Below are 14,419 nucleotides of genomic sequence, written 5' to 3'. Positions count from 1 at the left end.
CCGGACGGGTAACACTCAGTATATGTGCGGTAGATACGCCCTGTCTTTTTCGCAGGCTAAACTAACATATCTGGCCGCCGCTGCGGCACTAAAAACTACTCTTTGAAGTCGGTGGCATCCAGTTCATGACGCGCCAGCAGCTTATAAAACTCGGTGCGATTACGCCCTGCCAGCCGCGCCGCGTTAGTCACATTGCCCTTCGTCATCTGTAACAGCTTACGCAGATAATTCAGCTCAAACTGGTTACGCGCTTCGACAAACGTGGGCAGCACGGTATTTTCACCCGCCAGCGCCTGCTCTACCAGCGCTTCACTAATAACCGGCGCGGAAGTAAGCGCGACGCACTGCTCAATAACGTTAACCAGCTGACGCACGTTGCCGGGCCAGCTGGCGCTCATCAAACGCTTCATCGCATCGGTAGAAAACGTGCGCACAAAGGGCTTATGCCGCTCCGCCGCCTGACGCAGCAGATGATTCGCCAGCAGCGGAATATCCTCGGCGCGTTCGTGCAGTGCCGGAATTTTCAGGCTCACGACATTCAGACGATAAAAGAGATCTTCACGGAACTCCTGCTTTTCCATCGCTTTCGGCAGATCGCGATGCGTTGCGGAAAGGATGCGCACATTAATATCCAGATCGCGATTGCTGCCCAGCGGACGCACTTTGCGCTCCTGTAACACGCGCAGCAGTTTTACCTGTAGCGTCTGCGGCATATCGCCGATTTCATCCAGAAACAGCGTTCCTCCTTCAGCCGCCTGAAACAGCCCTTCACGCGCGCTGACCGCGCCGGTGAAGGCGCCTCTGGCGTGACCGAACAGCTCCGATTCCAGCAGCTGCTCCGGCAGCGCGCCGCAGTTAATGGCGATAAACGGCTTACCGGCGCGCGGGCTGGCGGCATGGATCGCCTTCGCCAGCACCTCTTTGCCGGTGCCGCTTTGCCCGTTAATCAGCACGCTGACGTCCGATTGCGCCACCATATGCGCCTGCTCCAGCAGACGCTGCATCAGCGGGCTGCGGGTGACGATAGCTTCACGCCAGGTATCATTACTGGCGGGCGCGCTGTGCGCCAGCGCCTCATCAATCGCCTTATACAAGGCATCGCGATCCACGGGTTTGGTCAGGAAACTAAATACGCCCTGCTGAGTCGCCGAGACCGCTTCCGGTATCGAACCATGCGCCGTAAGAATAATCACCGGCAGGCCCGGATTCAGCTTCTGGATCTCGCCAAACAGCGCCAGTCCATCCATCTCATCCATGCGCAAATCGCTGATCACCAGATCGACCTTCTCTTTATTCAGCTGGCGCAGCGCGTCTGGCCCGCTGCCAGCGGTGGCAACCTGAAATCCCTCACTGGTCAGACGCATCCCTAACAGTTTTAGCAGCGCCGGATCGTCATCAACCAGCAGCAGACGGGCAGAGTTACGTGGCATTATTGCGCCTCTTTATCATTACTGTTTTCGCCAGATGGCGCGGGCGTATTGCTGACGCTGTTCTCATCGGCATGATTATTTTCGGAAACGTCAGGCGACTTACGTGAAGAAAGCTGCCGTTCAATATCGGTCAGCGTCTCCAGCTTGCGGCGCGTTTCCACCAGCTCGCGGTTCAGCCTGACCTGCTTTTGGCGCAACTCATCAAGCTGGTTATCGCTGGTTTGCTGCAGGTGATGATACCGCGTGCGGCTTTCCGATAAATCGAGCTGGGCCGCCTGATTGGCGCGCCAGAGCTGAATCAGCGGTCGCACCGAAACAGGCCAGACCATGCTGAAACTGTCCAGCCGGTCGACATACTGACGCCGCTCAACCGGCGTGACATTGCCGTTATCTAATAAGATCCCCTGCTTGAAGCTGCTTTGCCAGTTGCTTGCCGGCCAGCGATGGGCTTCCGCGCGCGCCTGAATCGGCGACAGGCGCGCCGCACAGTCAATGGCGCGCATCCAGCAGAGTGGATTCTTTATGCTGTTGTCATCATCAATCTGCCAGACGCGGGTACAGTCAACGGCAAGATAATCAATGATATGAATTTCCGGCTCCGGCAGCGCAGCGGCCTGACGCGGCAATACGCTGTGCGGCTGCTGCTGGCAGGCCGTTATTAACAACGACGCCAGCAACAGCATTCGTCGTCCAAAACCTTGTGCGGCAGAGAATGTAAAAATTGTCATTAGCTGTCATTTCCCGACGCTCAAATTAAGTTCGATACGGAAGCAAACGTCCGCCTCTTCCGTGGGTATTAAATGCAGATCGCCCTGCATACGCCGCAGGCAATCTTTTGCAATGCTCAGTCCCAAACCGCTGCCTTTAACCGCGCCTTTACGCTGTTGGCTTCCCTGGAAAAAAGGCTCAAAAATCATCGCCTGTTCGGCTTCAGGGATAGGCGTACCGGTATTGGCGACATCAATCCACACCCGATTGCCTTGCTTTTGGCTACGCAGCCAAATGGTACCGGATTCAGCGCCGTAATATACAGCGTTGGAGTAGAGATTATCGATTACGCGTGTTAGCAGCACCGGCTCGGCGCGACAGCTTTTTATTTGCAAATCGACCTCGGTTTGCATCAGTTTGGCGCGCGCAGGCAGTGCGTGGGCATCGATGACGCTGTGGATGATCTCTTCGAGATTAACGGTTTCCAGCGGCTGCGGCGTATCGCCCAGCTTGCGGTTATAGTCCAGCAACTGCTCGATCAGACGTTGTAAATGGCGGCTGCTGCCGTCAAGGATGGTCACCACCTCTTTCTGATCGGCGGTGAGCGGCCCGGCCACTTCGTCAGCCAGTAGCTCTGTTCCTTCCCGCATGCTGGCGAGCGGCGTTTTTAACTCATGTGAGATATGGCGCAAAAATTCATGGCGCTGAGACTCCAGCCATGCCAGCCGCTCGCTAAGCCACAAAATGCGCTGCCCCAGCGCGCGGATCTGCGCGGCCCTTTGAAGCTGGCCATATTGCCGATCGGTCTGCCTTCGCCCAGTCGGTTAATCATGCGCTCGACGCCTTTTACCGGCCCGATAATCATACGGGTAAATAACAGTACCAGCGCCAGCGTGACCAGAAATAACAGCAACGCCTGCCAGCCGAAGAACTGGCCACGCTCGGCAATTTCCCGCTGTAGCTGCAAACCGCGCGTAAACGCCGCCTCGCGCGTAGCCTGAACCATAAGCGCATTAGCACTGGAAAATTTTTCCAGACTGTCAGCGGCGGAATTAATCGGATTACTGTTCAGGCAGTGCAGCTGTTCCAGCTGGGTCAACGTCTGGCGCAGGCTTTGCCAGGCGCGCAGATCGGGCAGCACCTGCGCATGGGCATCCAGCATCTGTGAGTAGCGCGCGCGCTGCGTCTGATAGAGACGCGCCAGTACCAGATCGCCGAGAACGCAATATTGTCGATAGCTACGCTCAAGCTCCAGCGCGGTGCGCGCCATCGCCTCGCTGCGACGCACGTCGGTTAAGGTGGTGCGGTTGGTGTCGGCCGCCTGCTGGCTGAGCGCCGACAAGCTTTCCCAGGCCTGCCAGGCGAGGACCAGCAGCGGCAGCAGTACCAGCAAAAAGGCCATCAGCACCAGCTGACGCAGAGAACGGGGAAAGAGTCGCCAGTTTTTCACGCGCATTATCCTTTATTAACGTGAGGAGGATGCTAACCAACAACGCGACGGGAAGAAAGCCTGATAAAAGGGGCGACGGCAGGAAACGCGGCGAGGACCGCAGAAAAATGCAAACGGTCAGAACAGCTCAAGCGAATAACCAGCGGAGGCCGCAGAAATGAAAACGGCAGAGCCAAAGCTCTGCCGTTACCAATACGATGAGTGTTCATCGTATTAAAATAGGTGGTGCCTAACTCAACGTTGCGCCCGGTGATTGATAAAGTCGCAAGCGAACTATTATCGGTACGTGGACGGCAGGCACCGTTTTGTGCGTCATTCGAGAGTTTATGAAGCGCTTGTCCGCGTTAGCAGGGCTGTCATAAGAAGGTGAATGAGCCACTGCCGGTATATTAGCAATCGGCGTGCCAACTTTAAAATAATTTAATAAGTCTTTATTTTAGCTGTATTTTAAAAGCACATTAGCAACAAACTGAAAACTTTTGACGTGGCCTGCCTGAATTTATGAAGAATAACGTCTGATTTGTCTCTAATTAACAACACTAATAAGCACCACAACATAACCCAGGAAATATCAATAACTTAAATGTCTCCTTTTAGAGACACTCAAGATAGCGATATGTTGTTTATTAGCAACAGTTTTCCCAGGATAAAAAAAACCGCACCGGAAACCGGTGCGGTTGATAAAGACTGAATGCGCTGAAAGGTTATCCCAGCTGTTTACGCGCATTACGGAAAATACGCATCCACGGGCTGTCTTCGCCCCATTCCGCCGGGTGCCAGGAGTTGCTTACGGTACGGAAAACACGTTCCGGGTGCGGCATCATAATCGTTACACGACCATTTGCGCTGGTAACCGCAGTAATGCCGTTAGGCGAACCATTCGGGTTAGACGGATAATTTTCCGTTGCCCTGCCGTAGTTATCAACAAAACGCAGTGCCACCAGGCCTTTGCTTTCCAGCGCGGCAAGATGCGCACCATCACGCACTTCCACAAAGCCTTCGCCGTGTGAAACAGCAATCGGCATACGCGATCCAACCATGCCGTCCAGCAGCAGCGACGGGCTGGCGGCCACTTCAACCAGGCTGAAGCGCGCTTCGAAGCGTTCAGACTGGTTACGCACAAAGCGCGGCCACAGTTCGCTGCCAGGAATCAGTTCACGCAGATTCGACATCATCTGGCAGCCGTTACAGACGCCCAGCGCCAGCGTCTGCGGGCGATGGAAGAAGGTTTCGAACTGGTCGCGCACGCGGCTGTTGAACAGAATAGATTTCGCCCAGCCTTCCCCGGCGCCCAGGACGTCGCCGTAGGAGAAGCCGCCGCACGCTACCAGCGCCTGCATCTCTTCCAGGCCAATCCGTCCGGCCAGCAGATCGCTCATATGCACGTCTACCGCATCAAAACCGGCGCGATGGAAAGCGGCGGCCATTTCAACATGCGAGTTGACGCCCTGCTCACGCAGCACGGCCACTTTCGGACGCGCACCACGGGCAATGAACGGCGCAGCCACATCGTCCTGCGGCGCAAAAGTAAGATGTACGTTCAGGCCCGGATCGTTGTCATCCTTTTTCGCCTCGTGTTCACTGTCGGCACAGGCCGGGTTATCACGCAGGCGCTGCATCTGCCAGGTAGTTTCCGCCCACCAGACGCGCAGCGTGCTACGGCTTTCGCTGTAGACGGCTTTATCGCCCGCGCGGATGGTAAAGCGATCGCCCGGCAGCGCTTTGCCGAGGTAGTGAACGCAGTCGCTCAGACCATGCTCGCCCAGCAGCGCCTCTACCGCAGCGCGATCCTGGGCGCTCACCTGAATTACCGCGCCCAGCTCTTCGTTAAACAGCGCCGCCAACGCATCCGTACCCAGCGGGCTAATATCCACCTCGACGCCGCAGTGACCGGCAAAGGCCATCTCCGCCAGCGTGACCAGCAGACCACCGTCGGAACGGTCGTGATAGGCCAGCAGTTTTCTGCTGCTAACCAGCACCTGCATGGCATTGAAAAAGCCCGCCAGTTGCCCGACATCGCGCACGTCGGCAGGCTTATCGCCCAGCTGACGGAACACCTGCGCCAGTGCCGTCGCGCCCAGCGCGTTGTGGCCTTTACCCAGGTCGATCAGCAGCAACGCGTTATCTTCAGCCGCTAACAGCTGCGGCGTTACCGTGCGGCGCACATCCTCAACGCGGGCGAAAGCGGTGATCACCAGTGACAGCGGCGCGGTGATTTCGCGTTGCTCATTGTCCTGCTGCCAGCGGGTTTTCATCGACATGGAGTCTTTACCCACCGGAATCGTCAGCCCCAGCGCCGGACAAAGTTCTTCGCCGACTGCTTTGACCGCTTCGTACAAGCCGGCATCTTCCCCTGGGTGGCCCGCTGCGGCCATCCAGTTGGCTGAGAGCTTCACGCGTTTCAGCGCGCCAATATCTGTCGCCGCGAGGTTAGTCAGCGCTTCGCCAACCGCCAGACGCGCGGAAGCAGCGAAGTCCAGCAGCGCTACCGGCGCGCGTTCGCCAATGGCAAAGGCTTCGCCGTAATAGCTGTCGAGGCTGGCGGTGGTAACCGCACAGTTGGCAACCGGCACCTGCCACGGGCCGACCATTTGATCGCGCGCGACCATGCCGGTGACGGTGCGGTCGCCGATGGTAATCAGGAAGGTTTTTTCCGCCACCGTCGGCAGATGCAGCACGCGTTTAACGGCTTCTTCAATGGTGATGCCGTCGCGTACCAGCACTTCACCCTGCGCCTGCTGACGGCTGACGTCGCGCGTCATTTTCGGCGTTTTGCCAAGCAGCACATCCAGCGGCATATCAATCGGCTGATTGTCAAAATGGCTGTCGGAGAGCGTTAAGTGCTGCTCTTCCGTCGCTTCACCAATCACCGCATAAGGCGCGCGTTCGCGCTGACAGAGACGGTCGAACAGCTCCAGTTTGTCGGGTGCGACCGCCAGCACGTAGCGCTCCTGGGATTCGTTACACCAGACTTCCAGCGGGCTCATACCCGGCTCATCGCTGAGAATATCGCGCAGGTTGAAACGGCCACCGCGCCCACCGTCGCTCACCAGTTCCGGCATGGCATTCGAGAGGCCGCCAGCGCCGACGTCATGAATAAACAGAATCGGGTTTTGCTCACCCAGCTGCCAGCAACGGTCGATAACCTCCTGGCAACGGCGCTCCATTTCCGGGTTGTCGCGCTGTACCGAGGCGAAATCAAGATCGGCGTCGGACTGGCCAGAGGTCATGGATGAGGCCGCACCGCCGCCCAGACCGATATTCATCGCCGGACCGCCCAGCACAATTAGCTTCGCACCGACGCTGATTTCCCCTTTCTGAACGTGATCGGCACGAATATTACCGATGCCGCCCGCCAGCATAATCGGCTTGTGGTAGCCGCGCAGTTCACTGCCGTTATGGCTGTTTACCCGTTCTTCATAGGTACGGAAATAGCCGTTCAGCGCCGGGCGACCGAATTCATTATTGAATGCCGCGCCGCCCAGCGGGCCTTCCGTCATGATATCCAGCGCGCTGACGATGCGATCCGGCTTGCCAAAATCCTCTTCCCACGGCTGTTCAAAGCCGGGAATACGCAGGTTGGAAACCGAGAAGCCCACCAGGCCCGCTTTCGGCTTGGCGCCGCGTCCGGTTGCGCCCTCATCGCGAATTTCCCCGCCGGAGCCGGTAGCGGCGCCCGGCCACGGCGAAATGGCGGTCGGATGGTTATGGGTTTCCACCTTCATCAGGATATGCGTCGGCTCCTGATGGAAATCGTAAACGCCCTGCTGCGCATCAGCATAGAAGCGACCAACAGCCGATCCTTCCATGACCGCCGCGTTATCTTTATAGGCGGACAGTACATAATCCGGCGTGGCGGCAAAGGTGTTTTTAATCATTTTGAACAGGGATTTCGGCTGCGATACGCCGTCAATGACCCAGTCCGCATTAAAAATTTTATGGCGGCAATGCTCAGAGTTGGCCTGAGCAAACATATACAGCTCAATATCGTTCGGGTTGCGCCCCAGTTTTGTGAAGGCCGCCAGCAGATAATCGATTTCATCATCGGCTAACGCCAGGCCCAGCTTCTGGTTAGCCGCTTCCAGCGCCGTGCGCCCCTGCCCCAGAATATCCACGCTTTGCAGCGGCTGCGGCTGATGCTGCGCAAACAGCGCTTCCGCCTGCGCCATCTCGTTAAACACCGTTTCCATCATGCGATCGTGCAGCAGCGCGGCCAGCTGTGACCACTGCGCTTCCGTCAGCTGCGGCGCCTGTACATAAAAGGCCAGGCCGCGCTCCAGGCGACGTACCTGCGGCAAATCGCAGTTGTGGGCAATATCGGTAGCTTTAGAAGACCAGGGAGAGATGGTGCCCGGACGGGGCGTGACCAGCAGCAAACGCCCTTGCGGCGCATGTTCGGCGAGAGAAGGACCGTATTTCAGCAGACGTTGCAGGCGGGATTTTTCATCGGCATTCAGCGGGGCGCTGACATCGGCAAAATGGACATACTCGGCGTAAATATCACTCACCGGCAGGTGAGCGTCCTGAAAACGGGTCAGCAGTTTGTTTACACGAAATGCCGACAGAGCGGGCGAACCACGCAGAATTTCCATCATTAAGATCTCTCGTCTTCGAAGCGCCGGAGGACGCTTCTTTGGGCGCAACAGGGAAAACGGGCCGTATTATAAAGAAACGGGGCCGGTAACGAAACCGTTTGCGTGGAAATTTCCGCGTTGCGAAATAGCCTGAAAATTGCGCAATTCCTGTTATTAGAGTTGCTCTATGCCGCTTTGTTGCGCAAAATGCCCCACGCTCTGGGATTTAATAGATAACAAACGCTGCCCGAAGAGACAGAGGCCTGAGAGCCGCCGAGAGATAACTATTTGAAACGCCTGAAAATTAATTATCTGCTTATCGGGTTGATCACCGTGCTGCTGGCAGTAGCGCTTTGGCCAACCATCCCGTGGTACGGCGGGACACAGGATAAAATTGCGCAGATAAAATCACGGGGAGTACTGCGAATCAGTACCATTAATTCTCCGTTGACTTACTACACCGTCAATAACGCACCGGCCGGAATGGATTATGAGCTGGCGAAGCGATTCGCCGATTATCTGGGCGTTAAGCTTCAGGTGACGGTGCGCCAGAACCTGAACGATCTGTTTGATGATTTAGATGAAGGCGACGCGGACCTGCTGGCTGCTGGCCTGATCTACAACAGTGAACGGTTGGCGCGCTTTCGTACCAGCCCCACCTACTACTCTGTATCGCAACAGCTGGTCTACCGCATCGGCACGCCGCGTCCCAGAAACCTTGGCAGTCTGAAAGGACGGCTGACGGTGGCCTCCGGTTCCGCCTATATGTCCACGTTGCGCAACATCAAAGAGAACCAGTATCCCGATCTGGACTGGGCCATCTCGACCGATCAGGGACCGAAAGCGCTGCTGGAGGCGGTGGCGGATGGCGAACTTGATTACACCATCGGCGATTCCGTGACCATCGGCCTGTTACAGCGCATTCATCCGCAGCTGGCGGTGGCGTTTGATATTACCGACGAAGAGCCGGTCACCTGGTATATGCAGCGCGACGATGATGACAGCCTGAACGCGGCAATGCTCGACTTTTTCAGTCAGATGGAAGAGGAAGGCGCGATGGCGCGACTGGAGGAGAAATATCTCGGCCACGTCGGCGCGTTTGATTATGTTGATACCCGCACCTTCCTGCGCGCCATTGATGATGTGCTGCCTGACATCAAACCGCTGTTCGAGCGCTACGCCACCGATATCGACTGGCGGCTGCTGGCGGCCATCTCTTATCAGGAGTCACACTGGAATCCGCAGGCGACCTCCCCCACTGGCGTGCGCGGACTGATGATGCTGACGCGCAATACCGCCGACAGCCTTCAGGTTAATGACCGGCTCGATCCCGAACAGAGCGTGCGCGGCGGCAGTGAATATTTGCAGCGCATGATGGAGAAGGTTCCCGTTTCGGTTCCCGAAGATGAGCGGATCTGGTTTGCGCTGGCGGCTTATAACATGGGCTACGCCCATATGCTGGACGTGCGTAAGCTTACGGAAAAACAGGGCGGCAATCCCGATAGCTGGGCTGACGTGAAGCTGCGTCTGCCGATGCTGAGCCAAAAACGCTATTACAGCCAGACCACCTACGGCTACGCGCGCGGCCAGGAAGCCTATAACTATGTGGAAAATATCCGCAAGTATCAGCTGAGTCTGGTCGGCTATCTGCAGGAACAGGAGAAAAAGCTGGCCCAGCGCCAGGCGCTGGAAGCGGCGTTAGGGGAAGGTTATCCGGCAGTAGCGCCCGATGTGGCAATGAACTAACGCGTTCATGAGTGCTGCGCCGCGCGTTGCGCCTGGCGCTGCGCGCGTTTCTGCTCGCGGCGCATGCGGAAAAAGTCGCTCAGCATAGCGGCACATTCGCTGGCCAGCACGCCATGCTCAACCTTGACCTGATGATTCATGCCCGGATGCCCCAGAATATCCATCAGCGATCCGGCCGCGCCGGTTTTTTCATCTCTGGCGCCAAAGACCAGCCGGCCAATACGGCTGTGTACAATCGCGCCCGCGCACATAATGCACGGCTCCAGCGTGACATAAAGCGTGGTATCCAGCAGACGATAGTTCTCCAGCACCTTGCCGCCCTGTCGCAGCGCCATCATTTCTGCGTGCGCCGTGGGATCGTGTTGGCCTATCGGCCGGTTCCAGCCCTCGCCGATAACCTGCTCGCCCTGCACCAGTACTGCGCCTACCGGAACTTCGCCCTGCTCACGCGCTTTACGTGCCAGCTGTAAGGCATAGCGCATCCAGTATTCATCACTCATTTCGCTCACACGACTCTCCAGCGGAAAATGCGGCAGGCATTATAACCAAACCGGCCAGCGGACCAAATTATTCCAGCTGTTGTAATTCACCCTGCGGCGTCACGCGCCAGCGATGCTGACAAAAGAACAGCAGCGGATTGTCCTGCTTGCTGTCGCTGTAGCCGCTATAAAGCTGCAGCGGCGTGCCGATTTTCTCCTCCAGCTGCACCACTTTTTCATGGCCCAGGCAGCGCAGGCTAAGAATGCGTCCGCCCCAGGCGCGCGTCATCTGGCTGGCAATAAGCTTAACGCGCGGTAAAAAGGCGGAATCAAAATAGACCTGCTCCACCAGCGGCTGCGGTGAACCGGTAATCAGCCAAACGTCCGCATCTTCGCTGCTGAGGTAATCCGTTAGCCGCTGCTGCACCACAGGAAACGCCACGACGCGCTGGCGGAACCAGCGGGCGAAACTCGCTTCCCGTCGCTGTAGTGCCGCTTCACTATGACCAAAGGTAATCGACCACAGCAGCAGGCTCATCGGCCAGCGCGCCGCGCGTCCTTTGATCAATAATCCCACGCCTACCACCGGCAACAGCGGCACCACCAGCAGCAGATTAAGCGGTTGCCGCCACAGCAGATAGCGCATAAAGGTGCCGAACATATCCTGTTGATGTAAGGTGCCGTCCAGATCGAAAAATACCACCCGCCGTTGCGAACCCGCCATTAAACCCCTCTCCTCCGGTAAACCTTTTGCCTCAGCAGTTATTAGTGTAGACAGTAGCAGCAATGGCTGGCTAACGGCAGCGTCATCGCGATGCAATTTGGCTTCCGGTTTGATCCGCGTTATAAAATTACATAAACAATGCTTTATGCTTATTCTTCAGCGGGTAAGTTGCTAAAGCGGCGTGCAGGCCCGCTTTTCTTATTGGGCGATTACTATCTGAAGGAGCAAGTCATGAGTGCCCTGTTACGTATCCGCCAGCTCTATCCCGGCCTGGCGCTGAATGAACGTCGGCTGGCCGACTATCTACTGGCGCAGCCTGCTCACGCCTGCCAGCTAAGCTCGCCGCGCCTGGCGCAGGAAGCGGGTGTCAGTCAGTCAAGCGTGGTGAAGTTTGCACAAAAGCTGGGCTATAAAGGCTTTCCGGCGCTCAAGCTGGCGCTAAGCGAATCGCTCAAGGCGAAAGATGCCATTACGGTACATAACCATATTCTTAGCGGCGATCCGCTTAAGGTCGTCGGCGAAAAGCTGTTTACCGAGAAAGTCTCCGCGATCCGCGCCACGCTGGACATTAACAGTGAAGATAAGCTGATGGAGACGCTCGATCTGATTAAACGGGCCGATCGTATTGTGCTGGTGGGAATAGGCGCATCGGGGCTGGTGGCGAAGGATTTTTCATGGAAGCTGATGAAAATCGGCATCAGCGCGGTGGCCGAACAGGATATGCACGCGCTGCTCGCCAGTGTACAGGCGTTGCGCGCCGGCGATTTGCTGCTGGCCATTTCCTATAGCGGCGAGCGGCGAGAGATCAACCTCGCCGCGCAGGAAGCGGTGCGCGTCGGCGCCTATGTGCTGGCCTTTACCGGCTTTACGCCGAATACGTTGCAACAATGCGCTACACACTGCCTTTATACGGTAGCGGAGGAACAGAGTACGCGCAGCGCGGCGATCTCCTCAACCTCGGCCCAGCTGGCGCTGACCGATCTGCTGTTTATGGCGCTGGTACAGCAGGACGCCGAGCGCGCCTCAAACTATATTCGCCACAGCGAGTCGCTGGTAAAAAAACTGGTATGATCTGTTAGCGCGCGTATAATGGCCGCGCTTTACGTTATACAGGCGGGACCGGGGACATTATGGCGTTACTGATTACGAAAAAATGCATTAATTGCGATATGTGCGAACCGGAATGTCCGAACCAGGCGATTTCGATGGGGGAGGAAATCTACGTGATCGATCCCTGGCTTTGCACCGAATGCGTGGGCCATTATGATACGCCAACCTGTATGAGCGTCTGCCCGATCGATAACACCATCGTTACCGATCCGGCGCACAACGAAACCCGCGAACAGCTGTGGGAAAAGTTCGTTCTTATTCACCACGCGGTATGAGGCGTCACCGCCTCACCCTTCGATAATTACCGTCGCACAGGCGTAATGCCGCTCATCGGCCAGCGTAACGTGAACGTTCTGGACGCCCAACTGTTTCGCCAGCTCTGCCGCCTGCTGAAAAAAGCGCAGCTCCGGCTTGCCCAGCGCATCGTTATAAACTTCGAACTGATTAAAGGCCAGGCCGCCGCGGATCCCGGTGCCGAAGGCTTTCGCCGCCGCTTCTTTCACCGCAAAGCGCTTGGCGAGAAAGCGCACCGGCTGCTGATGCGCCTGATATTGCTGCCATTCGTTTTCGCTTAGCACGCGACGCGCCAGACGATCGCCAGAACGGCTTATCACGCCTTCGATACGCTCAATCTCAACGATATCCGTGCCCAGTCCCAGAATAGCCATTAGCGACGCGCTTCCCGTAGCAGCAGCTTCATCTCTTTTACCGCATCCGCCAGCCCGCTCATCAGCGCGCGGCCAATAATGGCATGGCCGATATTCAGCTCATGCATTTCCGGCAGCGCGGCAATTGGCAATACGTTGTGGTAGGTCAGACCATGACCGGCGTTGACCCTCAGCCCTTTCGACGCCGCGTAGCTGGCCGCTTCGCGAATGCGCGCCAGCTCAGCGTCGCGGGCGCTGCCCTCTTCCGCTTCGGCGTAAGCGCCGGTGTGGATTTCAATATAAGGCGCGCCTGCCGCGACCGCCGCGTCAATCTGCTGCTTGTCGGCATCGATAAACAGCGAAACCAGAATGCCCGCCGCGCTCAGACGCGCGACCGCCGCATTAAGTTTTTCCTGCTGGCCGGCCACGTCCAGCCCGCCTTCCGTGGTCACTTCCTGACGTTTTTCCGGCACCAGGCAACAGAACTGCGGCTTGAGTTCACAGGCGATGGTTAACATCTCTTCCGTAACCGCCATCTCCAGATTCATGCGCGTTTCAATGGTCTGACGCAGTAAACGCACATCGCGATCGGTAATGTGGCGGCGATCTTCACGCAGGTGAACGGTAATGCCATCTGCTCCCGCCTGTTCTGCGACAAAAGCGGCCTGAACCGGATCGGGATAATGCGTGCCGCGTGCATTACGTACCGTAGCGATATGATCGATGTTGACGCCTAATAACAACTCAGCCATGACAGTCCTCAGAATGTTGCAATTTCAGGCAGCGAAGCGCCTCTTGCGCTCGCCGGTTTTACGCCTGGCGATCCGACGCGTCAGCGCGCTTTTTCGGTATGAACTGGCGGAACAGCTCCTGGCTCTTTAGCGGCTTGCCACCCAGCCAGGGCTTTAACGCCATACGGGTAAAGCGTTTTGCGGCGCGCAGCGGATCGCCGTCAGGAAATTCGCGCTCATACAGCGCCCGCAGCTGCCGTCCGGTAAAGCTGCGCTGGTTAATCACCAGGCTGGCAATAAAGCCTTTTTCTTCACGATAGCTATAGGTCATGCCATCTTCAATATCTTCACCGGTACCGGCGCAATGCAGAAAATCGACGCCGTAACCCAAATGACCGAGCAGCGCCAGCTCAAAACGGCGCAGCGCCGGTTCCGGGCTGCCGTTGGCTTCCGCCAGAGATTGAATGCAGTGGAGATAATCGAAGAAGAGTTCAGGAAAGGGAGATTCATGCGCCAGCACGCGCGCAATCAGTTCATTGACGTACAGGCCGCAGTAGAGCGCAATGCCGCTTAGCGGCAGCGCCAGCGAAACTGCTTCTACGTTACGCAGCGTTTTCACATCGCCACGTCCGCCCCAGCGCACCAGCAGCGGCGTAAAAGGCTGTAACGCTCCCTTAAGATGGGAGCGTTTTGAGCGCGCGCCCTTGGAAATCACCCGTACCCGGCCATGATTTTCCGTAAAAAGATCCAGCATCAGGCTGGTTTCGCTCCAGGGCCGTCCATGCAGGACAAACGCGCGCTGCCAGCCTTCCATTCAGCA

11 protein-coding genes and 1 pseudogene are annotated in these 14,419 nt (G+C 57.1%); 3 read left to right on the top strand and 9 right to left on the bottom strand.

What is annotated here, in order from left to right; all coding sequences use genetic code 11:
- Positions 1-95 precede the first annotated feature (95 nt).
- From glrR to purL, 4 genes and pseudogenes are all read right to left on the bottom strand, one after another.
- A complete protein-coding gene (gene glrR / locus P3C52_RS09130) occupies positions 96-1,430 on the bottom strand; it encodes a two-component system response regulator GlrR (RefSeq protein ID WP_275554703.1) in 1,335 nt (444 codons plus the stop codon).
- A complete protein-coding gene (gene qseG, locus P3C52_RS09125; RefSeq protein ID WP_275554702.1) occupies positions 1,430-2,158 on the bottom strand; it encodes a two-component system QseEF-associated lipoprotein QseG in 729 nt (242 codons plus the stop codon). The genes glrR and qseG overlap by 1 nt, the downstream gene beginning before the upstream one ends.
- Before the next feature lie 6 nt (positions 2,159-2,164).
- Positions 2,165-3,588, bottom strand: a pseudogene (locus P3C52_RS09120) (HAMP domain-containing sensor histidine kinase).
- 704 nt (positions 3,589-4,292) lie between these two features.
- Positions 4,293-8,183 carry a phosphoribosylformylglycinamidine synthase gene (gene purL / locus P3C52_RS09115; RefSeq protein ID WP_275554701.1) on the bottom strand — a complete coding sequence of 1,297 codons (3,891 nt, stop codon included), beginning with the start codon at positions 8,181-8,183 and terminating at the stop codon, positions 4,293-4,295.
- A 267-nt stretch (positions 8,184-8,450) separates the two neighbouring features.
- Here purL and mltF point away from each other — a divergent pair, with 267 nt between their 5' ends.
- Positions 8,451-9,908, top strand: a complete 1,458-nt coding sequence (gene mltF, locus P3C52_RS09110; protein WP_275554700.1) for a membrane-bound lytic murein transglycosylase MltF — start codon at positions 8,451-8,453, stop codon at positions 9,906-9,908.
- Positions 9,909-9,913: 5 nt separating this feature from the next.
- Here the strand turns inward: mltF and tadA are convergent, their stop codons facing one another.
- Positions 9,914-10,417 (bottom strand): tRNA adenosine(34) deaminase TadA, encoded by a 504-nt coding sequence (tadA, locus tag P3C52_RS09105; protein WP_275554699.1) that lies wholly within the window; start codon positions 10,415-10,417, stop codon positions 9,914-9,916.
- A gap of 58 nt (positions 10,418-10,475) precedes the next feature.
- On the bottom strand, positions 10,476-11,111 hold the full coding sequence (gene yfhb / locus P3C52_RS09100; protein WP_275554698.1) for a phosphatidylglycerophosphatase C: 636 nt from the start codon (positions 11,109-11,111) through the stop codon (positions 10,476-10,478).
- A 231-nt stretch (positions 11,112-11,342) separates the two neighbouring features.
- Between yfhb and P3C52_RS09095 the strand changes: the two genes are divergently transcribed.
- Both P3C52_RS09095 and P3C52_RS09090 read left to right on the top strand, forming a co-directional pair.
- Entirely contained in the window at positions 11,343-12,182 is an 840-nt protein-coding gene (locus P3C52_RS09095) for a MurR/RpiR family transcriptional regulator (protein ID WP_275554697.1), read from the top strand.
- 59 nt (positions 12,183-12,241) lie between these two features.
- On the top strand, positions 12,242-12,496 hold the full coding sequence (locus P3C52_RS09090; RefSeq protein ID WP_275554696.1) for a YfhL family 4Fe-4S dicluster ferredoxin: 255 nt from the start codon (positions 12,242-12,244) through the stop codon (positions 12,494-12,496).
- A gap of 12 nt (positions 12,497-12,508) precedes the next feature.
- On the opposite strand, the gene acpS is transcribed toward P3C52_RS09090, so the two are convergent.
- From acpS to recO, 3 genes are read right to left on the bottom strand one after another with little or no spacing between them, the layout of a single operon-like run.
- Positions 12,509-12,889 carry a holo-ACP synthase gene (gene acpS, locus P3C52_RS09085; RefSeq protein WP_275554695.1) on the bottom strand — a complete coding sequence of 127 codons (381 nt, stop codon included), beginning with the start codon at positions 12,887-12,889 and terminating at the stop codon, positions 12,509-12,511.
- Complete coding sequence (gene pdxJ, locus P3C52_RS09080; protein WP_275554694.1) at positions 12,889-13,620, bottom strand: pyridoxine 5'-phosphate synthase; 732 nt, start codon at positions 13,618-13,620, stop codon at positions 12,889-12,891. The genes acpS and pdxJ overlap by 1 nt, the downstream gene beginning before the upstream one ends.
- Positions 13,621-13,678: 58 nt before the next feature.
- Positions 13,679-14,413 carry a DNA repair protein RecO gene (recO, locus tag P3C52_RS09075; protein ID WP_275554693.1) on the bottom strand — a complete coding sequence of 245 codons (735 nt, stop codon included), beginning with the start codon at positions 14,411-14,413 and terminating at the stop codon, positions 13,679-13,681.
- Positions 14,414-14,419 lie beyond the last annotated feature (6 nt).

Origin of the sequence: Mixta sp. Marseille-Q2659, from assembly GCF_940807255.1 — a bacterium.
Classification (GTDB): Bacteria; Pseudomonadota; Gammaproteobacteria; order Enterobacterales; family Enterobacteriaceae; genus Mixta.
Note: the sequence above shows the minus strand (reverse complement) of the source record. Positions and strands in the feature narration are given on the sequence as shown.

Coding starts and splice junctions, on each gene's coding strand:
- glrR (WP_275554703.1), bottom strand. CDS start 1,430: ATGCCACGTAACTCTGCCCGTCTGCTGCTGGTTGATGACGATCCGGCG.
- qseG (WP_275554702.1), bottom strand. CDS start 2,158: ATGACAATTTTTACATTCTCTGCCGCACAAGGTTTTGGACGACGAATG.
- purL (WP_275554701.1), bottom strand. CDS start 8,183: ATGATGGAAATTCTGCGTGGTTCGCCCGCTCTGTCGGCATTTCGTGTA.
- yfhb (WP_275554698.1), bottom strand. CDS start 11,111: ATGGCGGGTTCGCAACGGCGGGTGGTATTTTTCGATCTGGACGGCACC.
- P3C52_RS09095 (WP_275554697.1), top strand. CDS start 11,343: ATGAGTGCCCTGTTACGTATCCGCCAGCTCTATCCCGGCCTGGCGCTG.
- P3C52_RS09090 (WP_275554696.1), top strand. CDS start 12,242: ATGGCGTTACTGATTACGAAAAAATGCATTAATTGCGATATGTGCGAA.
- acpS (WP_275554695.1), bottom strand. CDS start 12,889: ATGGCTATTCTGGGACTGGGCACGGATATCGTTGAGATTGAGCGTATC.
- pdxJ (WP_275554694.1), bottom strand. CDS start 13,620: ATGGCTGAGTTGTTATTAGGCGTCAACATCGATCATATCGCTACGGTA.
- recO (WP_275554693.1), bottom strand. CDS start 14,413: ATGGAAGGCTGGCAGCGCGCGTTTGTCCTGCATGGACGGCCCTGGAGC.